This window comes from Rhodococcus gannanensis, from assembly GCF_042681175.1.
Taxonomy (GTDB): Bacteria; Actinomycetota; Actinomycetes; order Mycobacteriales; family Mycobacteriaceae; genus Rhodococcus_G; species Rhodococcus_G gannanensis.
Genome location: NZ_JBHUFB010000020.1, coordinates 805,094 through 827,226 on the forward strand (window position 1 = coordinate 805,094; position 22,133 = coordinate 827,226).

The following is a 22,133-nucleotide window of genomic DNA, read 5'->3' on the forward strand; positions in this document are numbered from 1 at the left end:
CCGATCTGTCTCAGTTCGGGACGGTCACGTTCAGGTGCAGGCTGCCGTCCGGCGCCGCACCCATCGCCTGCTCGACGAGGGATGCGATGTCGACGGTGGAGAGCAGGCTCCCGTAGCTGCGCATCGAGGGCAGCAACGTCTCCGCGAAGTCCCCTGCCTGTGGTGAGTACTCGGTGGCGAGGGCGGCGCCGCGGTCGAGAACCGGTCGCCAGCGTTCGCGGATGATCTGCCCTCCGTTGGTGTAGTCGGCGAATCGGCGGACCTTGACGATCACCTTCCGCAGCTCGTCGCCGGTCATCTCCAGTTCCGGCCTCATCGGCCGGGTCGACGGGCCCACCCACTCACCACGCTGGATCAGCGAGGAGGAGTCACTGATGATGTTGACCAGCGCCGGCTGCGAATGGATCATCGTCGCCGCCAACACCTCCGCGGCGGGGGTCAGCCGGTCGATCGCCTCGTCCGTGCCCGCGAGTGCCGTCGAGATGGTGTCGACGAGCTCGTTCACGAGTGCGGGATCGACCTGGTCGAGCAGTCGCTGGGTGGAGCCCAGGAGCTCAGGCACCGACGCCGGGGTCGCCGCGGCCGTCGCCGTCAGCTGCTGCCCGTCGGCGACGACCGGTCCGTCGTCGCTCTCGTCCGGGTAGACGAACAGTCCGCTCTCACCGATCATCGACTGGTTCTCGATGACGAAGCTGCTCCCGATCGGGATCTGGTACGCCGCATCGAATTCGGCGGTGATCTCGATCGCCGTGCCGCTGTCCGCCACCGACGTGACGTTGCCGATGGGGACTCCCCGGTAGAGCACGGCGGACCCGGTGTGCAGCCCGTTGGACGTCGGCGCGCTGATCGACATCGTCGTCGTCCGCGCGGTCGGACTGGTCCCCAGCACCCCGGTCGCGACGTAGGCGAGCGCCGCGACGAACACCACGACGGTCGCGACGATCGACAGGATTCCACGCCGTGTGGTCATCGCAGCGCCCCCATCATCCGCAGGACCGAGGTGACGGACCGGGTGGTGTCGCTGTCCCCGACGGAGACCTCGTCCAGCGCGATCGCGCCGTTCGCCGAGAACGGGACGAGCCGGTTCTGGTACAGGTCGACCAGCTTGCCGCCGTTGCCTGCCAGTTCCGTCGCACTCGGCGAGTACGAGCGCAGGATCGGAACGAGCTTGTCCAGGAACGGGTTCAACTGCGCGAGCCGCGGCACCAGCCACATGAGGCCCGCGTTGAGGTTGTCGACGCCCGCGATCAGCTTGAAACCTCCGTCGACCGATCCGAAGACGGCCCCGATGCCGAACTGGCCCTCGGTGCTGAACGCCTTGCCGAGGGACGGTGGGTCGGATGCGATGGAGGTGGTGGACCGTCGCAGGCTCTCGATCATCGCGTCGAGTTCGTTCGTTCCCGCCGCGAGGTCCGCGATGGTCTCGGCCCCCACCCGTGAGGCACCGGCCAGGTCACCGCCCGGCACGTCCACCGACGCGTTGACCTCACGGATCGCGTCCTGCACACGCATGATCGAGCCCGCGGCCATGAAGTCGGCGAGATTGGTGATGATGTCCTCGATCTGCGGGCCGGGGTCGGTGTCGGACAGCGGAATGGAGTCGCCGTCCTCGAGGTACACGCTGGTCTGCTCGACCGGCGGAACGAGCGCGACGTAGATGTCACCGAGGATCGTCGTCTGCCGCAGTTCGGCCCTGCTCCCCTTGGGCACCTGAGCCTCCGGTGCGAGCGACAGTGTCAGGCGAGCGGCATCGGGTACCAACTCGATGTCCTCGAGGGTGCCGACCTGAGCTCCGCGCGAGAGCACTCGCGCGCCGAGCGGCAGGTTCACCGCCGACACGAAGTCGACGTGGATCACCTTGCCACCGGACGTCCCGGACACCAGGCGCGGCAACGTGTTCGCCGGATTCACGCCCTGCCCGGCGATCATCACGACCAGCGCGGCGACGACCGCACCGATCCCCAGAAACAGTCCCAGACGGCGCCGGATCATCGCGCACCCCCTTGGATCGCCGAGGCCACGACGGCCGGCAGGTCGACGACGGCGGCGTTGCCGGTCATCGGATCGCAGCTGCCGGGCTCGGCCTGATTGAGGATCAGACACGTGCTGTCGGACGCGGTCGCCGCGAACCGGGGTCCCTGCAGGCCCAGCGACACCGCAGCGGGCGAACGGCCGATTGCCGCGGTGAGGCCGGTGGTGATCGCGGGCAGCTTCTGCGTGATCGCCGTCAGGTTCTCGGCCACAGCGGGGTCGACCGACTGCCCTCCGCTGGGAACGGTGTCGAGGAGCGGCCCGACGTGTTCGCTCAGCAGGTTGTCCAGTCCGACGCCGAGCCTGCCGAATCCGATGAAGATGTCCGCGAAGTCACCGAACAGGACTCCCATGAAGTTGGTGAGTGTCGCGGCGTTCTGGCCGACGTCCGTGATGGCCGTCCAGTTCTCGTCGGCCAGGTCGGTGAGGACGGTGAGATTGTCGAAGACCGTCCGCATCTGGGCGAGGAACTCGTCCGGGTCCGTCATGAAGCCGGCCAGGTTCTCGATCGTACGGTTCAGGTCGTCGCCCGTGCCGCGCAGTTGACCGCTCGCCGCCGCCAGCGCATTCCCGACGGGGGCCGACGAGTCGGGGCCTGCACCGCCGATCTCGTCGAACATCTTCGTGAAGGAGTCGAAGGCGGTGCTCACCGAGATCGGGGTCGCGGTGCGCGACAACGGGACACAGTCGTCCGAGTCCAGCTCGGTGCCGTTCGTCGCCTCGGCGCCGACGAGTTCGAGACGACGATCGGCGAGGACGGAGTTGTTCACGGCGAGCACCCGCACGTCGGCAGCAAGCGGCCGGTCGTCGATCTCCATCCTCACGGTGACGTGGCCCCGGTCGGGAGTGACCTCGGTGACCCGTCCGACCTTGACGCCACGGATGTTGACGGCGTTGCCGGCGTACAGTCCCGCCGAGTCGGACAGCTCCGCGCACAGCGACCGGGTGTCCGACGCGGAGGACTGCCGCAACACCATCACGCCGCCCGCCAGCACGGCCGTCACCACGGCCGCGACGGCCAGCGCCTGCCAGCGACTCCAGGCGCTCAGCATGCGCGCCCCGCGATCGGGATGCACACGGACGAGCCCTCGACGACCCGGTCCCCGAGATCCATCGACACCCCCTGTGGATCGACCACCGCGGCGACCCGGTCCACCAGGGCACGCACCTGCGCGATCGCGTCGTTCATGTCGGCGGTCAGCTCCCCGAGCGCCTCGCCGCTGTTGCCTGCCTCGTCCAGCAGCCCCTGGAACCGCTGGGTGTACGGCTCGTCGAAGATGTCGCCCATGTAGAGCACCAGCCGGGACAGGGCGTCGAAGGTCACCAAGCCGCGGTCCTTGTAGCCGACCATGACCGGCAGGGTGGCGCGCACGCGCCGGATCATCTCGCGCAGCGCGTCCCGCTGCCCGGCCAGTTCCGTGGTGTACTCCGCGCCCAGGTCGGCGAGGCTCGTCAGCTGCGCCTGCTGCCTGTCCAGGAGTTCCGTCAGGTCCGCCACGTTCGCGACGATGCCGCGAACTGCGCCGGGCTCACTGTCGAGCATGTCGGTCACCGCGACCGTCGTGTCCCGCATCGTCGTCGCGTCGATCTGCGTGCTCAGTCCTGCCGCCTGGTCGAGCACCTCGGCGGTCGAGTAGGGCACGGACGTCCGTTCCGCGGGGATCGTGTCGTCCCCCAGGGGCTGCGCACCGGCAGGCACCAGCGCCACGTACGCTCCGCCGACCACCGTCAGCATCCGCACGTCCAGAGAGGTCTGGTCGCCGAGGAACACGGTGTCCTCGACGTCGAGCGTCACGTCGACGTGGTCGTCACGCAGGTCGACGGCGCTGACCTTGCCGACGGGGATACCCGCGATGCGCACCTCGGTACCGGTGGAGATCCCACCGCTCTCACTCATCTGCGCGTACACCTGGGTGCGTCCCGGCGGATGCAGGTAGAGCATCGAGGTCACCGCCGTCATCACCACGAGGACGATCGCCACCCCGATCGCCCACATCGCCTGCGTCCTGGGTGCGACGTCCTCGCGAATGGAGAAGTCCTGCAACCGATTCAGCCATTGCACAGCGTCAGCCTCCCGCCACCGAGCAGGACCTCACCCATGTCGGGCAACTCCGCGTTCCCCCGCGAACACCCGTCGTCGAATCCGACCCGGTTCATGGACGCGTTCAGGGTCCGGGTCACCGTCGGCACCACCGACAGGGTGTCGGTGAGTTCGGCCGTGTCCGGGATGGCCTCCAGCAGTCGCGCGGTCAGGTGGTCGTGGCCGCCGAGCCCGAGGTCGAACACGCTCTCCAGGACCTGGACGATCGGCGGATAGACGTCGGCGCCGCCACCGAACGCACTCTTGAGCCGTTCGAGGTTGACCTCCAGGGTGTCGAAGAGCATCGCCATGTTCTCCATCAGCGTCTCGACGATCTCCGATTTCCCCTCGAGTTGATCGGAGACGACTCCGAGGTTGGTGACGATGACGGAGATCACCTCGCGCTTGTCCGCGGCGTAGCGCGTGAGCCTGTCGATGTCGCCGAGGACGTCACCGATGCCGACTCCCTCGCCTCCCTGGACCAGGTGCAGCATGTTGGTCGCGAAGGTGTTGAACACCTCGGGATCCGCTCCCTGCAGGATCGGGCGCAGGCCGTTGAACAGCCGGGTGATGTCGAACGAGCCGGTGGTCATCGTCATCGGGATCGTCGAGCCGTACGGCACCTGCCCCGGATCGCCCTGGGTCTCCTCGTCCTTGGCGATCGCCAGGTAGCGCTGACCTACGAGGCTCTGGAAGCGGATCGACAGCCGGTCGCGACCGGTCAGCATCCGGGACTCCTGAACCGTGAACTCCACCAGGGCATTTCCGGACGCCTGCAGTTCGATGTCGGTCACCTTGCCGACCTGGACGCCGCGGATCCGGACGTCGGCGTTCTTGCGCAGCCCGAAGACGTCGGAGAACTCGGCGCGGTACGTCTCGACGCTGCCGCCGACCGGGCGGTTGATGGCCTGCACGATTGCGTAAACCGCGAGGATGACCACCGCCAGGACCAGCAGCAGGCGGGTGACCGCCGAACCCACTGTTCTCACGACCCCGCCCCCACTCGCGCGGCGATCAGGTTCAGCGGGGTGCTCACGCCCGGAACCACGTCGAGGTTCGCCGACACCGAGACCGTGGTGCGCCCCGTCGCGGCGTCGGTGTGGAAGACACCGGCGTACCGGTCGATCAGTGTGCCCACCCGCTGAGGGGTGACCCCGTCCAGCGCACCGCCGAGCGGGGTGGTCATCGAGGTGACCAGGTCGAGCACGGAGCCCATCGGACCGGCACCGGTGAACAGCAGACCGAGACCGGAGAAGAGCGTGCCGATGTCGCCGATCATCGAGTGCACCCGGGCGACGTACGGCCGGTCGAGCAGGTCGTCGGTGTTCACGAGTGTCTCGAGCGCGGTCACCGCGCCCGCACCGGCCTCGCCGACTCCGTCGACGGCGTCGGCGGTGGTCGGCAGCAGGGTGCTCACCGGCGCCGGGTCGGCCTGCTGCAGTGTCTGCAACGCGAGGGTTGCGGTGGTGAGGAACGGTGTCATCCGAATGGTGGTGTCGCTCACGTCGTTCAGGAGTTCCGTCAGCTCCGGGGTCAGGACGGGAAGGGTGAACGCGCCCGCGCTGCGGACCGCGGCGGTGATTGTGTAGTCCGAGGGCGGCGCCGCCATCACGATGGTGTCGCCGGAGGACAACGCCGTCCCCGAGGTCGTGGGGGCGAGGCGGACCGCGTCCGAACCGAACAGGTTGCGGGAGACGAAGCTGACCTGTGCGTCGTCGGTCAGTTTCCCGATCGAGGCGCCGTCGACGCACACGTCCATCCTGGTGACCGTCCGGTCGGAGATGTCCAACCCGCACACGGTGCCGATGGTCTCGCCGCGGAGATCGACCGGAACCCCGTCCTGGATTCCGTCCGGCACGCTCGGTGTGACGATCGTGAACCGCGCGGTGGGGTCGTCACCGGCGAACGGGTTCACCACGACGACCGCACCCACCGCGGCGGCCACCAGGACCGCGACGAGGCCGCGGACACGCAGCGTCCCGGCCGAAGGTTCACCCACTCCGCTCATGCGAAATTCAGTCCCGAGTTCAGGCCCCAGAACATCAGGGACAGGATCATGTTGACGGCGACGATGGCGACGAGGCTGGCCCGGATCGCGCGACCGGAGGCGATGCCGACGCCCTCGGGCCCGCCGCTGGCGAAGAAGCCGTAGTAGGTGTGCGCGATGATCACCGCGACCGCGAACACGACCACCTTGATCGTCGAGTACAGGACGTCGACCGGGCTGACGAACGCCTCGACGTAGCGGTCGTAGGCTCCCGCCGATTGCCCGTAGAAGACGCTGACCACGATGCGCGAGGCGAGGAACGCCATGCACAGCGACACGAGGTAGAACGGGACGATCGCCGCGACGCCTGCGACGACGCGGGTGCCGACCACGAACGGGATGGGCCGGATCGCCTGGGCCTCGAGTGCGTCGATCTCCTCGGAGATCCGCATCGAGCCGATCTCGGCGGTCATCCGGCACCCGGCCTGCGCCGCGAACCCGACGGCGGCGATCATCGGCGCCATCTCGCGGGTGGCCGCGTATCCGGTGATGAGTCCCGCCATCGGCGAGAGGTTCAGCGAGGACAGGCTGGTGACACCGAGGATGCCGATCATCCCGCCGACGGAGAGACCGAGGATCGCGAGCACGCCGGCGATGCCACCACCGACGATGATCGAGCCGTTGCCCCACGTCGTCTCGGAGAACGCGGCGAGGGTCTGCCGCCGGTAGACACGGATCGTGTGCGGCAGCCCGGCGAGCACGTCGAGGACGAAGGTGACCAGGCGGCCGATGTGCTCGAAGGGGCGGCCCGCGGTGCCCGCGGCGTCCCGGAGCCGGCCACCCTCGTTCCAGTGCCGGCTCGGTACCTGCGTTGTCCGTCCGAACATCTCAGATCACCTGGACCGGGATGAACAGGGTGGTCACCTGGGTGATGATCACGTTGAGGACCATCGACGCGACGATGCCCAGCACGACCGCGGCGTTCACCGCGTCGGCCACGCCGCGGGCGCCGCCCGAGGCCTCCAGCCCGCGCCGGGCCGCGATGACCACCACCACGAACCCGAACACCAGCGACTTGATCAGGCAGATCGCCAGGTCGGTGGTGGAGGCGTAGCTGCCGAAGGACTGCCAGTACGAGCCGGACACCACGCCCTGGCCGACAACCGAGACGGTGAAACTCGCGGCGATGGCGATGACGATGATCAGGATCGACAGCACCGGCGCCACGAGCACCATCGCCACCATCCTGGGTGCGACCAGCCGCCGGGTCGGGTCGATGCCGAGCACCCGCATCGCGTCGATCTCCTCACGCACGGTGCGGGCTCCGAGGTCGGCGGCGATGGCCGAGGCGCCGGCTCCGCCGAGCAGCAGCGCGGCGGCCATCGGCGCGCCCTGCTGGATGACACCCATGCCGCCGACGGCACCGGCCATCGAGGTGGCGCCGAGGTTGCTGGTGAGGCCACCGATCTGCACCGAGACGATGACACCGAAAGGCACCGCCATCAGCAGCGCGGGCAGCACGGTGATGCTGAGCAGGAACCAGGCCTGCACGATCGCCTCCCGGAACGGGAAACGCCCGCCGACGATGTCGGCCACCGCGATGACCGGCGTTCGCACGCCGAGCCGCACGGTGCGGCCGAAGCCGAGCACGCTCGAGGCCATCGGCACCTGGCACACCCCCCAGTCCGCCAAGCGTGTGCTTGGTTTTGAAACGCTGATCTCGAATCAGTGTCAGCGCCGAACGCGACGAGTATCACACAGCGATGTGCGTCATGTCACACACTTTCGGTCAGTGCAGGTGAGTACGCAGATACCGCTCACGCATGGGCCGGACATGCCCGATTAGGGACACATGACCACTTGTCCACGTGAGACGAATCGGTGCGATACGTTCATGTCGTGTCCAGTGCCGCCAAGAGCAGCTCCCGCGCCGAACGACGCGTCACGATCGAACGTGCGCAGACGGCGACGATTGCCCGTGCCGCGGCCGACGAGTTCCGGACCTCCGGCGTCAGACGGGCCAGCATCGACCGCATCGCCGACGCGGCCGGGGTCAGTCGCAGCACGCTCTACCGCCGGTTTCCCCGTAAGGAGGACCTGCTCGGCGAGGTCATCGTGCAGCTGCGCCACAGCTATGCGCGGGAGATCGGCTCCCGTATCGCCGGGACGGACCCGCGCGCGGCACTCGTCGAGACCTTCGTCGTCGCGGTGACCGGATTCCGTTCCGACACGCTGGTCCAGAAGATCCTGGCCGACCAGCCCGAGGCGCTCGAGATGTTCGTCGGCTTCGAGGCGCCGCAGGTGGAAACCCTCATCCTGGAGTTCAGCAAGGGCATCGCGTACTCGCTGCGCGCGGTCGGCGCCTCGATGCCCGACGACGATCTGCGACAGGCCGCGGAGACCGTCTTCCGTCTGATCACGTCGTTCGCGCTGACGCCCACCCACTCGTTCGACCTCGACGACCCCGAGGCCGTGCGTCAGTACGCGACGAAGGTCCTCGCCCCGATGATCTGGTGAGCCGGCACCTCCGAGCAGGGGGAACTGCGTCGGCCCGCAGGTCGGAGACCCGTCGTGCTCTGCGATGATTGCCCGATGAGTCTCCAGCACAACACCTACTTCGACGACGCCGTGCAGAGCGTCGCGTTCGAGCGGTCCGCGGGCCGCGCCTCGGTCGGCGTCATGGACGTCGGGCAGTACCACTTCGGTACGGACGCTCCGGAGCGCATGACGGTCGTCGACGGGGAACTCCGCGTGAAGCTCCCCGGCGCCGAGTGGCAGCAGTTCCCCGCAGGCACCAGCTTCGAGGTCCCGGGTTCGAGTGGTTTCGACCTCGAGGTCGAGGTGCCCACGGCGTACCTCTGCGAGTACCTCGAGGGCTGATTCGTCCACCTCTGGTCGACGTGTGAGTGGCCGCCACCGATCGTTCGGTGGCGGCCACTCCCGTCTCCGGACGACCAACATCGCGGTCGGGGTCGTGCGCCGAGGGTGACCTGACTAGTCTCGACAGGGCGTCAGTCAGGTGGCGGCCGAACCGGCCCCCAACGGGGCCGGCACCACATCTGCTGTAGTACGAGATATTGGTCACTGTCACCACCACGTGGCCGAGACGAGATGCGAACACCAATCGCGTCTGCCGAGACGGGAGCAAAGAACAAAACATGAGTGCGGAACAACCGACCATCATCTACACGCTGACCGACGAAGCGCCGATGCTGGCCACCCACGCCTTTCTGCCAGTGATTCGCACCTTCGCCGATGCGGCCGGAATCAACGTCGAGACGAGCGACATCTCCGTTGCGGCCCGCATCCTCGCCGAGTTCGGTGACCACCTGACGGACGACCAGCAGGTCCCGGACAACCTGGCCGAACTGGGCCGTCTGACCCAGCTGCCCGAGACGAACATCATCAAGCTGCCGAACATCAGCGCATCGGTCCCGCAGCTGCTCGCCGCGATCAAGGAACTCAAGGGCAAGGGCTACGCCCTCCCCGACTACCCGGACAACCCGACCACCGACGAGGAAGCCGCGATCAAGGCCCGGTACACGAAGTGCCTGGGCAGCGCGGTGAACCCGGTGCTCCGCGAGGGCAACTCGGACCGTCGCGCCCCGAAGGCCGTCAAGGAGTACGCCCGCAAGCACCCGCACAGCATGGGCGAGTGGTCCCCGGCCTCCCGCACGCACGTCGCGCACATGCGGCACGGCGACTTCTACCACGGTGAGAAGTCGATGACCGTCGACGGCGACCGCGAGGTGAAGATGGAGCTGCTGACCACCAGCGGCAAGACCATCGTCCTCAAGCCGAAGGTGGCGCTCACCGACGGCGACGTCATCGACAGCATGTTCATGAGCAAGAAGGCGCTCATCGAGTTCTACGAAGAGCAGATGGAGGACGCCTACAAGACGGGCATGATGTTCTCCCTGCACGTCAAGGCCACGATGATGCGGGTGAGCCATCCGATCGTGTTCGGCCACGCGGTGAAGGTCTTCTACAAGGACGCGTTCGCCAAGCACGGCGCACTCTTCGACGAGCTCGGCGTGAACGTCAACAACGGCCTGTCCGACCTGTACAGCAAGATCGAGTCCCTCCCCAGCGCTCAGCGCGAGGAGATCGTCGACGACCTGCACAAGTGCCACGAGCACCGTCCCGAGCTGGCCATGGTCGACTCGGCGCGCGGCATCTCGAACTTCCACTCCCCCAGCGACGTCATCGTCGATGCGTCGATGCCCGCCATGATTCGCGCCGGCGGCAAGATGTACGGCGCCGACGGCCGCACCAAGGACACCAAGGCCGTCAGCCCGGAGTCGACCTTCTTCCGGATCTACCAGGAGATGATCAACTTCTGCAAGACCAACGGCGCGTTCGACCCCACCACGATGGGCACCGTGCCGAACGTCGGTCTGATGGCGCAGAAGGCCGAGGAGTACGGATCGCACGACAAGACGTTCGAGGTCCCCGAGGGCGGCGTCGCGAACATCACCGATCTCGCCACCGGAGAGGTTCTGCTGACCCAGAACGTCGAGGAGGGCGACATCTGGCGTCTGTGCATCGTCAAGGACGAGCCGATCCAGGACTGGGTCAAGCTGGCCGTCACCCGCGCCCGCAACTCCGGCATGCCGGTCGTCTTCTGGCTCGATCCGTACCGTCCGCACGAGAACGAGCTGATCGGGAAGGTGAAGAAGTACCTCGCCGATCACGACACCGAGGGCCTCGACATCCAGATCATGTCGCAGGTCCGCGCGATCCGGTACACGATGGAGCGCCTCATCCGCGGCCTCGACACCATCTCTGCGACCGGCAACATCCTGCGTGACTACCTCACCGACCTGTTCCCGATCCTCGAGCTGGGCACCAGCGCGAAGATGCTGTCCATCGTGCCGCTGATGGCCGGTGGCGGCCTGTACGAGACGGGTGCGGGCGGCTCGGCCCCCAAGCACGTCAAGCAGCTGGTGGAGGAGAACCACCTGCGCTGGGATTCGCTCGGCGAGTTCCTCGCACTCGCGGTCAGCCTCGAGGACCTGGGCATCAAGACCGGCAACAAGAAGGCGACGATTCTCGCCAAGACCCTCGACGCCGCGACCGGCAAGCTGCTGGAGAACGACAAGAGCCCGTCCCGGACCACGGGCGAGCTCGACAACCGCGGCAGCCAGTTCTACCTCGCGATGTACTGGGCACAGGAGCTGGCCGCCCAGACCGAGGACGAGGAGCTGCGCGCCCACTTCGCCCCGCTCGCCGACGCCCTCGCCAAGAACGAGAACGCCATCGTGGGCGAGCTGAACGACGCGCAGGGCAACCAGGTCGACATCGGCGGTTACTACGCCCCCGACGCCGAGTTGACCGCTGCGGTGATGCGTCCGAGCAAGACCTTCAACGAGGCGCTGGCGGCCGCGCTCGCCTGAGCCGACCGCATCCGGCCTCGTGACGGCGGGCCCGCATCCTTCCCGGGTGCGGGCCCGCCGTTATTCGGAGGTCCGGTCAGGGAGTCACGGGATCGCCTCGGTGCCGGGCACGACGACACCGACCGTCCCCGACCCGATGCACAGTTCCAGGCCCGGACCGACGGGCCGCACCGACAACACCGAACCAGTACCGTAGATCCGCACGAACGCCTGGTGCAGACCGGCGCGCACGGGTACGTCCACCGGTGAACCTGCACCGAGAGCGACTGACACCGTCCCGTCGGCGGACGCGTGATAGTTGAGCGCCACCGTCCATTCCCAGATCATCAGCGGACCGCTCAACGGCACCTCGCCACCTGCCTGGCCGATTCGCGTTCCGCAGCCGGGCTCTTGACCCTGCACCACCCAGCGCGTCGGCTCCACAGTCGCTGACACCAGACGGCCCGACTCGTCGAGCGCTCGCAACTCGGGCGTCGCCGAAGCGAACGCGGGCCGGTCGGTGAGCGGCCCGAACACTCGGGAGGCCATGTTCCACGGCGCCGCGACGGGTAGCAGCGTCATCAGGGACACCGGCTGGTCGAGCAGCGGCACGTCCCGGTGCCGCGCCAGCGAATCTCGCGCGATATCCAGGTAGCCGGCGCCGGGGTTGGCGTCCCAGCTGCGGGCGAACGTCACGGTCGACCAAAGACTGGACGTGACGATCAGTGCGACGATCGCGGCCGCGACCGGTGGCCTCGCCACGTGGCGCCCGACGGTGCGTCCGGTGTCGAGGCGGCTCGGGGCCCGAATCAGCAGCGCGACCCCGAGTACCAGCACGACGGCGCTGTCGCTCGTGTATCTCAGTGACTGCGCGATCTCGTAGACGGTGTCGGGCCCGGAGCGGCCCACCATCATCGCCACCTCCGATGCCGCGACGTAGGCGACCATGGCCGCCCACACCCACCCGGTCCGCTGCTTGCACCGCAGCGTCACGACGGCAGCGAGTGCGACCACGATCCAGGCGGCAACGACCAGACCGGTCGGCGGGATCGCCCACGGCGGGCCGGGTGGCCACCGTTCCCACCCCCACGGACCGCCGACCAGTGCAGGCACGACTCCGAGGCTGGTGCCGTGGTGCACGAACATCGCTGCCTCCGCGGGTGCCGGAACACGTAGCTGCGAGTCGACGACGGTGAGGTAGAGGGCAGCCCACACCGCGAGCACGGCACCACACGCCAGCCACAACGGCCGACCGGACCGCCACGCACCGCGCACCGGAGAGCTGGTTCCGTCGACCCGCGCTACCAGCGCGACGACGGCGAACGCGACGAACGGAACCAGCACCGATTTCTCGAAGAACGCCAGAGCGACGGCTGTCACCACCGTGCCCGTCAGCGCGTACCGGCGGCGGCCGGTGCTGGCGAGCAGCAGTGCGTCACCCGCCACCCAGGCGAGTGCTGCCTGCATCGGCAGCGAGTTCAACCCGGCAGCCCACCACGCGAGCGAGGGCAGTGTCAGCGGTGTGAACAGATACAGGGCCAGTAGCGCGGGGACCACCGGGCGCGGGCCGAGGAGGAGCCACAGCACCCGCAGCACGGCGAGGGCGGCCAGCAGCTGCAACGCGATGAGTGTCGCCGCGGCCGCCGACCACTGCAGCGGCGCGAGCATTGTGGCGACGCCTGCGGTGAGGAAGGCTGCGGGCATGAAGTGCCCGTCGTGGTCGTAGAGCAGGAACTCGGGCGACAGCAGGGGCATCGCGGACGAACGCCCGGCGAGGATCAGGTCGTCCCAGTAGAGGTGTCCATCGAGGACCAGCGACGCACGGGCGACGGCCTGCGCGGCCACCAGCACCAGCGCGGCCGCGAGGATCACCCGCGGCGACGGCGGCCACCTGCGGAGGTGCTGCCCGACCGCAGTCGTCCGCGCCTGCGCCGAGTCGGTCGCCGCCCCCTGCGTGTCGACCACCACCGCGTTCGCACCCACCTTCCACCTCGTCGTCCGGAGATCGACCGGAGCCACCCGCGGTTTGTCAACGGCTCTCTGTGAGCGTCTCACGGAACTGTTCGAGCCGATCCGCGAGCTCGGCCGGGCGGGCCAGCGCGGGCAGGTGCCCGCCATCGATCTCGTCGGGGTCGATGCCGAGCCGTTCGCGCACCACCCGCCGCTGGAAGTCGGCGGGGAAGAAGCGGTCCCTGCGCGCGAGCAGGAACCGGGTGGGCACGTCGGGCCACGGCGGCATCGGAAGCGTCTGCTCGAACGGCGTGTTCGACTGCTGCCGGGCACCGTCCAGCGCGACGGCGAGGACGTCGGCGGGGACGTCGTGCAGGAAGGTGACGATCGGGTCGAACTCGGCGTCGGGGTCCCGGCCTTCTCGCACGTCGAGGTCCCGCCTGGCTGCCTCCTGCCCGGTGTGCGCCCACCAGTCGCCGGGAAGTTCGCCCTCGGCGGACACCATCGCCGCCACCAGCACGACGAGCCGGATGTCGATGCGCGGGGAGAGGAGAGGAACGAGCAGCCCGGCCATCGACTGTGCCACCAGGATCACGCCGCGACGGTCCCCGACCGCGTCCACCACGACGTCGGCGTACTCGCGCAGTCCTGCGGTGTCGTCGTCGCTCGGCAGGTCGGGCGCGATCACCTCGTGTCCGAGCGCACGCAGTCGCGGGGTGACGAACTGCCAGTACGAGGATTCCCCTCCGGCGCCGGGAAGGAGGACGTAGGTCGCCATGTCGCGAGGCTATCGCCTGCGCGTCTCCGCCGGGGACACGGAAAGGTCACATCCGGCCGCAACCGCCCGACATTGGCAAACCTCCCGCGACAACGAGCAGGCCGACCTGGACGATGCGATTGATTCACTCCAATCACTCGGTGCTGTAGGCGATTTCGAGATCAAACACGCGATGCCGTTATCCGATCGGAACGGCCGACCCGCCGTCGAATCCACCCCCGAGACAGCATCCGGCACATAGCGTCGTGCCAGATCACCCGGAGATCGGCACCATTCGCAACCTGAGCTCCAGACCCGCGCGGACCCCGCACGGGAACCCGCCAACGACGTCGGGGGAATCTCGGTGAGAAGAACCGTGAAGGCAGCGGGGGCCGGCGCGCTGGCCGTGTCCCTGACGTTCGGGACGGCGTGGGCCGCCGCCGAGACGCTCGAGGAACTCCAGGACGAAGGCGTCGTCACCGACGTCACCACTCCCGACTACGACGGACCGGATTCACTGGCGGGCTTCCTTCCCGCCGGAATTCCGGCCATGTTCGTCACCAACGGGACCGGGAACGTCCCCGTCCGGCCGTGGGCGACGACGTTCCTGGGCAACCGCACCGCCTATCAGGTGCACTACCCCCAGAGCTTCTGGCCGGTGATCGCGAGCGCCGACCCCGATGACGGACTCGGCAGCGTCCTCGGACTGTTCGCCCCGACGTACACGTCCAGCATGTCGGCGGGGACGAGGACAACCTTCGCGTCGTGGAGGCCATCGCCGACGATCCGGCGTTCGCCGACAAGGCAATCGTCCTCATCGGGCACTCCCAGGGCGCCGAGGCGTCGGCGAATGCCTACGAACAGGCCATCGAGGAGGGACTGCTCGTGGGCCACGTCTCCGCGGCGGTGATCATGGCCGACCCGCGGGGCCCGTGGGGCGTCAAGGCGTGGCTCGACGGCAGGCCCCTGCTGCGCTGGGTGGGCGCACCGCTCCTCGGCGTCGAGGCCGACGGTGCCCGCGACCCAGAGGCGGTCACCGACGGATACACCATGACCCAGATCATCGTGGTCGGTGACCCGGTCGCCACCATGCAGTGGAGGTTCCTGCGTCCGGTCTCCTCGGCGATCGTGGTGTACGCGGGCTGGGCCACCCTGCACGGCGCCGACAATCCGTGGTCGACTCCGAGTCTGTTCCGGCGGACCGCCGAGAACACCGCAGGGCTCGACGATCCGTTGGCCCTGGCGAGCGACAACGGCAACGTCACCTACATGATCTACGACGCGTACCACCCGGTGGCCGTCCTGCAGGCACAGTGGGAGCGCGACCTCGGAATGCTCGACACCGAGGCGGAGTTCGTGGCGCGGGTGCAGGAACTCGACCCGAGGTACGACAGGTGGTTCGAGATCACGAAGCCGACGATCGACAACGCCGCGGTCCCGGTGACGACGCCCCCGGCCCCGCCTGTCGTCCCCGACGGCGAGTTCCCGGTGGTGGTGGAGTCCGACACCGGCGACGTGCCCGACGAGGCGGTCGTGATCGCGAACGCCCCGCTGCCCGGAGTCGCCGCGTCGGCGTCGACACCCGCACCCGCACCCGCACCCGCACCCGAGCCTGCAGCAGAGCCGGCTTCGGAGTTCGCTCCGGCCAGGCCCGATCCGATCACTGTCTCCGAATCCGACTCGGAGAAGGCCCGATTCGAGGAGGAGGCCACCACGCGGGCCGACGACGAGCCTGCCGCCACACCCGACGACACGACCGCGACGGACGACACCACCACAGCCCTCGACAGCGAGACCACTCCCGGCGACGGTACGGCCGGCGCAGAGACCTCGGACGACGAGACCGCCGACGTCGAGCCCACCGCCGAGTCCGCTACCGAATGACTGGGCCTGTGCGCACTTGTGGTAGTTCCCACTACCACAAGCGCGCACAGGCGCGAAGCGCATTTACACCGAGCGAGCGGCGCCTTCCCAGTACCGGGCACGCAGGGCCTTCTTGTCGAGCTTGCCGATCGGCGTCAGCGGGAGGGAGTCGACGAAGTCGACGGTCTTCGGCGCGTGCACGGCACCCTTCGCGTCCTTGACCATCGCGGACAGCTCGGCGCCCTCGACGGTCTGCCCGTCGCGCAGCACGACGCACGCCTTGACCGCCTCGCCCCACTTCTCGTCCGGGACACCGACGACGGCGACCGACGCGACGGCGGGATGCGCGGAGATGACGTCCTCGATCTCGCGGGGGAAGACGTTGAATCCCCCGGTGACGATCATGTCCTTCTTGCGGTCGACGATGAACAGGAAGCCGTCCTTGTCGGCGCGGGCGATGTCGCCGGTGTGCAGCCAGCCACCCTTCAGTGCCTCGGCGGTCTCCGCCGGCTTGTTCCAGTACTCCTTCATCACCAGCGGACCGCGGACGCAGATCTCGCCGAGCTCGCCGCGGGGAACCTCGTTGAGGTCGTCGTCGAGCAGCTTGACGTTCAGCCACGGCACCGGACGACCGCAGGACGCGAGCCGCTCCAGATCGTCGACGAGGTGCTCCTCCTTGCGCAGCACGGAGATGGTCATGCCGCACTCGGACTGCCCGAAGTACTGGAAGAAGATCGGCCCGAGCTTCTCGATGCCCTCACGCAGTCGCGCCGGGGACATCGCGGACGCACCGTAGTACAGGGTCTCCAGGCTGGAGACGTCACGGGTCTTCAGGTCGGGATGGTCGAGCAGCATGTAGATCATCGTGGGGACGAGCATCGTCGCGGTGATCCTGTGCTTCTCGATGGCCTCGAGCACCGCGCCGGGCTCGAAGGCGGGCAACACGACGAGCGAGCCGCCACGCATCAGGGTCGGGACGAAGAACGCCATGCCCGCATGCGAGAGCGGCGTGCACGCGAGGAAGCGCATCTCGTCCGGCCACTGCCACTCGGCCATCTGGATCTGCGGCAGGGTGACGCCGGACGCGAAGGTGTTGACGACGCCCTTCGGCTTGCCGGTGGTGCCACCGGTGTAGACCATGCTCGACGCGTCGTCGCCGTCGACGTCCGCGGCGACGAGGGGGGCCGGTTCGAAGCCCGCGGCCAGCGCGAGGATGTCGGTGCCCACCTCGGACGGGCCGAGGGAGAAGAAGTTCTTCAGGGTCGGGACGGTCGCCTTGAGTTCGGCGGCGCGGCTCTCGAAGGCGGTCGGGTCGAAGATCAGCGTCTCGATCTCGGCGTCGCCGAGGATGTAGGAGTGGTCGTCGACCGAGCCCATCGGCGCGAGGGCGGTGTTGCGGCAGCCGAGGATCATCTGGGAGCCGACACTGATGAGGACCTCGGGGCGGTTCTTCGACAGCATCGCGACGGTGGAGCCCTTGCCGATGCCCTGCGAGGCGAGTGCCTGCACGAAGCTGCTGATCTGATCGCGCATCTGGCCGCCGGTGAGCACCACGTCGCCGAGGTACAGCGCGGGACGGTCGGCGTTCCGGTCGAGCGCGGTGATCAGCAGGTCCGCAAGGAACTGCGGCCGATGCAGGACGTCGGTGGTCATGAGTACTCCGCTCAGATAGGCGCCAGGTCTTCGTGTGGTGCCTCACACACTAGATCGAAAACTGACACATGTTCTAGTGGTTGCGCAAGCACAGCGGGAACACCTGCGGATGTTGCGCATCGATATCTGCTCGACTCCGTCCGAGCCGCATATCATGCACGGCGTGAAGGAGCAGGAGTTCGACCTGTGGACGGCGACGGTCGTCCAGCACCACCGACTGCGCGAGGATCTCGCCGTCATCCGCCTCGAGGGCGAGTTCATCCCGTTCACGCCGGGGCAGTCGGTCGGCGTCATCGTGCCGCAGAACCCGAACGTCGGCCGGCGCTACTCCCCCGCCCTGCCTCCGTCACTGGACGGCAAGCTCGAGTTCCACGTGCGCGCGGTCCCCGCGGGCTGGCTCAGTCGGGCCATCGTCACCGAGACCGTCGTCGGCGACGAGTGGCAGATCGCGCCGGCGAGCGGGCGCCTGGCCGTCGACCGCGACGCCCGCGAGGTCATCATGGTCGCGGGCGGCACCGGGTTGGCCCCGCTGCGCGCGATCATCCTCGACCTGACGAGGCGGCCGAACCCGCCGCAGGTCTTCCTCTTCGTCGGCGGCAGGCACCCCCGCGACCTGTACGCCTCCGACATGCTGTGGCTGCTCGACGAGCAACTCGACTGGCTGACGGTGATCCCGGTCGTCGAGGAGGTCCGCGACCCCGCGTGGCCCGACGAATGGTACGAACGGGTCCGTGGCGCAGCCGCATACGGCGACGACCACTTCATCCAGGGCACCCTCGCCGACGTCGTCAGCTCGTACGGCGCATACGTCGACCACCAGGTCCTGGTGGTGGGATCGCCGGGAATGGTGCGCGCGACGGTGCGGGCCCTCGTCGACACCGGTACCCCCGCAGGCGCCATCCAGGTCGGCTGAGCCGGTGCGCGTTTCCGGTAGCGGGAGTCACCGGAAACGCGCACGGGATCAGCTCGCGGTTCGGCCGAAGTAGGCGTCCCGCAGGACCGCGAGGTCGTCGATCGCGTCGGCGGGCGAATCCATCACCACCTTGCCGATGTCGAGGACCACGACATGGTCGGCGACGCTCATCGCGGCCTCGACCGCCTGCTCGACCAGCAGCACGGCCAGTCCCGTCTCCTTCAGCGCCCGGACCCGTTCCATCACCTCGCCGACGACGACGGGGGCGAGTCCGCCCGACGGTTCGTCGAGCAGTAGGAGCGTGGGATTCGACATCAGCGCCTGCCCGATGGCGAGCATCTGCTGCTGCCCGCCCGACATCGAGCCGGCGAGCAGTCCTCGCTTGTCGCCGAGGATGGGGAACAGGTCGTAGATCCGCTCGACGTCGCCACGCAGGGCGGAGCGACGCATCCGGCGCGTGTACCCGCCGAGCAGCAGGTTCTGCTCCACCGTCTGCCGGTGGAACACCCGCTTGCCCTCCTGGACGTACGCCATTCCGCTGCGGACCCGCCGATGTGCGGGCATTGTCGAGATGTCGCTGCCGTCGAACTCGACCGAACCGGCGGCGACCTTGTTCAGTCCCGAGATGGCGCGCAGAATGCTGGTCTTCCCGGCTCCGTTACGGCCGAGCAGCGCGGTCACCTGCCCGGGCCGCACGTCCAGATCGACTCCCCACACCACCCGCATGTCGCCGTAGCCGGATTCCAGATCCCGGACGCGCAGAATCGGTTTCGTGCCATCGGTCACGAGGTCACCTCCCGGGTGAGTGCGGTGTCGTCGTCGACGGTGACGCCGAGGTACTCGCCGAGCACCCGGGGATCGTGCTCGATCTCGGCGGGGGCGCCGTCCGCGATCACCTCTCCCTGGGCGAGGACAACGATGCGGTCGGCCAGCGAGAGCACCAGCCGGAAGTTGTGTTCCACGAGCACGACTGTCGCGCCCGCGTCCCGCAGTCCGCGGATGATGTCGGCGAGCCGTTCGACCTCGTCCTCGTCCAGCCCGGACGCCACCTCGTCGAGCAGGAGGACCTGCGGCCTCGCGACGACCGCCCGCGCCACCTCCAGCAGCCGGCGCATCCCCAGCGGCAGTGCGGACGCCGTCTCCCCCGCCAGGTGCGCCATCCCGACCAGTTCCAGTGCCCGCATGCTCTCGGCCCGGTCGGCGGCACGCACTCGCCGGAAGCCGGGCAGTCGCAGCACCGTCGCCGCCATCGACGACCGTGCGGTGCTGTAGCGACCGGACGCGACGGCTTCCAGCACGGAGACCTCGTCCGGGATGTTCGGGGTCTGGAAGGTGCGGGCCACCCCGGCCCGCGCCACCCGGTACGGGATCGATCCCTGAATCTCCTTGTCACCGAGGTGAATACGGCCAGAATCGGGCCTGTAGAAGCCGCAGACCATGTTCAGGGTGGTGGTCTTGCCCGACCCGTTGGGTCCAATCAGCGCCGTCACCTGGCCGGGTTGCGCGCTCAGCGTGACGCCACGCAGGGCCTGGTTGCCGCCGAACGCCTTGCCCAGTCCGTCGATCGTCAGCGGCCGGCCGTCGATCGGCGCCACGTCCACCGTCGTGGTCGCGTCGCCGGTCGGGGCACCCGCGGCCGGGCGCAGGTCTGCCGCGCGGTCCAACCGGCCGACCGCGATCTTCCCGATGCGCGCGAGCCCTCCGCTCAGCAGGACACCGCCGACGAGGAGCAGTCCGCCGTAGACGACGAGGGCGTACTCCTGGAAGTCGCTGGCCTGGTTGGGACCGAACTGCATGATCGCCGCTCCGATCGCGGCGCCGTACACACTGGCTGCCCCGCCGAGGATGCAGGCGGCGAGAACCGAGGTGGCGAAGGTGAATCCGAACGCCTCCGGCGAGATGTACAGGTCCAGGTTCGCGAACAGGGCACCGGCGAGTCCCGCCGGGAACGCACCGATCGCGTAGCCGAGCACCTTCATCCGGAACACCGAGACACCGAGAGAGGACGCCAGGACCGGACTCTGTTTGAGGGTGCGGAACGCGATTCCGTGCCGCGAGACGACCAGGTTGCGCGTGACGGCGAACCATCCGACGGTGACGAGCACGATCACCAGGTAGAAGCCCTCGGGAGTGAGCACCTGCCCGAAGAGCGTCGCGGGTTCGATGCCGCTGAGTCCGTTGCGCCCACCCGTCGTCTCGCCGAACACGGCGATGATGTCCGGCACCAGCAGGACGAGGAAGAACGACGTCATCGCCAGGGACCAGCTGCCCAGGCGCAGTCCCGGTATGCCGGTGACGATTCCGACGACGAGCGCGACGGCACCGGCGGCGACGAGTTGCAGGGCCAGATCGGTGTGGCCGTGTTCGGACATCAGGCCGGCGGTGTAGGCACCCGCCGCGTACATCGCCGCCTGCCCGAGGGCCAGTTCACCCGCGTAGCCGAGGCTCAGGCTCAGCCCGCTGACGACCAGCGCCAGGATGCACGCGAGCTGGACCTGCCGGGTCATCGCATAGCCGAGGCCGAGGGTCGGCAGCAGCAGGAGGAGGACCCCGACCGCCAGCGGGTACACCCACCCGGGGATTGCACGCACTGCGCGCCAGATCTGCATGGTCACACGATCCTTTCGTGCACCCGGCCGAAGAGGCCGGCGGGCCGGACCATGAGGATCACGATCAGGACGACGAACACGGCGATATTGCTGTACTGGCTGCCCAGTTCGAGGGCGGCGAAGGACTCGACGACACCGACCGTCAACCCGCCGATCAGCGCTCCGGGCAGCGACCCGAACCCGCCGATCGCGAGCGCCACGAAGCCCTTGATCGCGAGCGCCGCACCGAGGGTCGCGACGGCGAAGGTCTTGGGACCCACGAAGAGTCCGAGGAACCCCGCCAGGGCGCCGGACGCGGCGAATGCGCCGAGTGCGAGGGCGCGGACGTTGACGCCACGCAGCGTCGCGGCCTCCCTGTCCTCCGAGACACCCAGCATGGCAAGGCCGGTCATCGTGCGACGGCCGATCAGCCCGAGGACGATCACCAGAGCGGTCGCCAGGACGAGCAGCGTGATCTCCACCGGGTAGGTCCGGCCGCCGAGCACGGTGATCGGTTCGTTCGATCCGAAGAACGGCACGGTCAGGGGCTCGTTGCCCCAGATCAACTGGGTCGCCCCGTTGAGCAGCGTCGCTGCCCCGAGTGTGGTGACCAGTTGGGTCTGGTGGTCGGCGACCGGCCGGACGGCGACGATCTCCTCCAGTCCGGCGAGGATCATCACGCTGACGGTCGCGAGGACCGCGACCACGAGCACCGGAAGCTCCAGGGTCACCAGTCCGGTGTACGCGACGAAGGTGCCCACCATCATCAGCTGCGCCTGCGCGAAGTTGAAGGTGTGGGACGAGATGAAAACGATGTTGTACCCGATCGCGACGAGCGCGTAGACGGCGCCGAGCGCGAGCCCGGACCAGAGAATGGTCATCACTCACTCCTCCCGGCGGTGCGGCCTCGGGCCGCACCGCCGGATGCTCGATCGA

Annotated in this window: 19 protein-coding genes; 5 read left to right on the forward strand and 14 right to left on the reverse strand. The window is 68.5% G+C overall.

Going from position 1 to position 22,133, the window contains the following annotated elements; all coding sequences use genetic code 11:
* Positions 1-10: 10 nt before the first annotated feature.
* From ACFSJG_RS24550 to ACFSJG_RS24585, 8 genes are read right to left on the reverse strand one after another with little or no spacing between them, the layout of a single operon-like run.
* Entirely contained in the window at positions 11-970 is a 960-nt protein-coding gene (locus ACFSJG_RS24550; protein WP_378487830.1) for an MlaD family protein, read from the reverse strand.
* On the reverse strand, positions 967-1,992 hold the full coding sequence (locus tag ACFSJG_RS24555; protein ID WP_378487831.1) for an MlaD family protein: 1,026 nt from the start codon (positions 1,990-1,992) through the stop codon (positions 967-969). Before ACFSJG_RS24555 ends, ACFSJG_RS24550 begins: the two co-directional genes overlap by 4 nt.
* Positions 1,989-3,083 carry an MlaD family protein gene (locus tag ACFSJG_RS24560; RefSeq protein WP_378487832.1) on the reverse strand — a complete coding sequence of 365 codons (1,095 nt, stop codon included), beginning with the start codon at positions 3,081-3,083 and terminating at the stop codon, positions 1,989-1,991. The genes ACFSJG_RS24555 and ACFSJG_RS24560 overlap by 4 nt, the downstream gene beginning before the upstream one ends.
* The gene (locus tag ACFSJG_RS24565; RefSeq protein WP_378487833.1) at positions 3,077-4,093 is read right to left on the reverse strand and encodes an MlaD family protein; all 1,017 of its coding nucleotides are present in this window, start codon (positions 4,091-4,093) and stop codon (positions 3,077-3,079) included. Before ACFSJG_RS24565 ends, ACFSJG_RS24560 begins: the two co-directional genes overlap by 7 nt.
* A complete protein-coding gene (locus tag ACFSJG_RS24570) occupies positions 4,081-5,100 on the reverse strand; it encodes an MlaD family protein (RefSeq protein WP_378487834.1) in 1,020 nt (339 codons plus the stop codon). Before ACFSJG_RS24570 ends, ACFSJG_RS24565 begins: the two co-directional genes overlap by 13 nt.
* Positions 5,097-6,119: an MlaD family protein gene (locus ACFSJG_RS24575; protein WP_378487835.1), complete on the reverse strand. Its 1,023-nt coding sequence runs from the start codon at positions 6,117-6,119 to the stop codon at positions 5,097-5,099. The genes ACFSJG_RS24570 and ACFSJG_RS24575 overlap by 4 nt, the downstream gene beginning before the upstream one ends.
* On the reverse strand, positions 6,116-6,985 hold the full coding sequence (locus ACFSJG_RS24580; protein ID WP_378487836.1) for an MlaE family ABC transporter permease: 870 nt from the start codon (positions 6,983-6,985) through the stop codon (positions 6,116-6,118). Before ACFSJG_RS24580 ends, ACFSJG_RS24575 begins: the two co-directional genes overlap by 4 nt.
* A 1-nt stretch (position 6,986) precedes the next feature.
* Entirely contained in the window at positions 6,987-7,760 is a 774-nt protein-coding gene (locus tag ACFSJG_RS24585; protein WP_378487837.1) for an MlaE family ABC transporter permease, read from the reverse strand.
* A gap of 237 nt (positions 7,761-7,997) precedes the next feature.
* Here ACFSJG_RS24585 and ACFSJG_RS24590 point away from each other — a divergent pair, with 237 nt between their 5' ends.
* The 3 genes from ACFSJG_RS24590 (at position 7,998) to ACFSJG_RS24600 (ending at position 11,494) form a co-directional block, all read left to right on the forward strand.
* Entirely contained in the window at positions 7,998-8,615 is a 618-nt protein-coding gene (locus ACFSJG_RS24590) for a TetR/AcrR family transcriptional regulator (RefSeq protein ID WP_378487838.1), read from the forward strand.
* Positions 8,616-8,690: 75 nt separating this feature from the next.
* Positions 8,691-8,978, forward strand: coding sequence for a pyrimidine/purine nucleoside phosphorylase (gene ppnP / locus ACFSJG_RS24595; RefSeq protein WP_378487839.1), 288 nt, complete (start codon positions 8,691-8,693; stop codon positions 8,976-8,978).
* A gap of 278 nt (positions 8,979-9,256) precedes the next feature.
* Positions 9,257-11,494, forward strand: a complete 2,238-nt coding sequence (locus ACFSJG_RS24600; RefSeq protein ID WP_378487840.1) for an NADP-dependent isocitrate dehydrogenase — start codon at positions 9,257-9,259, stop codon at positions 11,492-11,494.
* Positions 11,495-11,578: 84 nt separating this feature from the next.
* On the opposite strand, the gene ACFSJG_RS24605 is transcribed toward ACFSJG_RS24600, so the two are convergent.
* Positions 11,579-13,456 (reverse strand): hypothetical protein, encoded by a 1,878-nt coding sequence (locus ACFSJG_RS24605; RefSeq protein WP_378487841.1) that lies wholly within the window; start codon positions 13,454-13,456, stop codon positions 11,579-11,581.
* Positions 13,457-13,502: 46 nt separating this feature from the next.
* A complete protein-coding gene (locus ACFSJG_RS24610) occupies positions 13,503-14,201 on the reverse strand; it encodes an alpha/beta fold hydrolase (RefSeq protein WP_378487842.1) in 699 nt (232 codons plus the stop codon).
* 744 nt (positions 14,202-14,945) lie between these two features.
* On the opposite strand from ACFSJG_RS24610, the gene ACFSJG_RS24615 reads away from it, so the two are divergent.
* The gene (locus ACFSJG_RS24615) at positions 14,946-16,064 is read left to right on the forward strand and encodes a hypothetical protein (protein ID WP_378487843.1); all 1,119 of its coding nucleotides are present in this window, start codon (positions 14,946-14,948) and stop codon (positions 16,062-16,064) included.
* Between the two features lie 63 nt (positions 16,065-16,127).
* Here the strand turns inward: ACFSJG_RS24615 and ACFSJG_RS24620 are convergent, their stop codons facing one another.
* The gene (locus tag ACFSJG_RS24620) at positions 16,128-17,696 is read right to left on the reverse strand and encodes an AMP-binding protein (protein WP_378487844.1); all 1,569 of its coding nucleotides are present in this window, start codon (positions 17,694-17,696) and stop codon (positions 16,128-16,130) included.
* A 154-nt stretch (positions 17,697-17,850) separates the two neighbouring features.
* Between ACFSJG_RS24620 and ACFSJG_RS24625 the strand changes: the two genes are divergently transcribed.
* Positions 17,851-18,609, forward strand: a complete 759-nt coding sequence (locus ACFSJG_RS24625) for an FAD-binding oxidoreductase (RefSeq protein WP_378487845.1) — start codon at positions 17,851-17,853, stop codon at positions 18,607-18,609.
* A 48-nt stretch (positions 18,610-18,657) separates the two neighbouring features.
* Here ACFSJG_RS24625 and ACFSJG_RS24630 read toward each other — a convergent pair whose 3' ends face one another.
* From ACFSJG_RS24630 to ACFSJG_RS24640, 3 genes are read right to left on the reverse strand one after another with little or no spacing between them, the layout of a single operon-like run.
* Entirely contained in the window at positions 18,658-19,335 is a 678-nt protein-coding gene (locus ACFSJG_RS24630; RefSeq protein ID WP_378487941.1) for an ABC transporter ATP-binding protein, read from the reverse strand.
* 56 nt (positions 19,336-19,391) lie between these two features.
* Positions 19,392-21,218 carry a branched-chain amino acid ABC transporter ATP-binding protein/permease gene (locus ACFSJG_RS24635; RefSeq protein ID WP_378487942.1) on the reverse strand — a complete coding sequence of 609 codons (1,827 nt, stop codon included), beginning with the start codon at positions 21,216-21,218 and terminating at the stop codon, positions 19,392-19,394.
* 2 nt (positions 21,219-21,220) lie between these two features.
* Positions 21,221-22,078, reverse strand: coding sequence for a branched-chain amino acid ABC transporter permease (locus ACFSJG_RS24640; protein ID WP_378487846.1), 858 nt, complete (start codon positions 22,076-22,078; stop codon positions 21,221-21,223).
* Between the last annotated feature and the right edge of the window lie 55 nt (positions 22,079-22,133).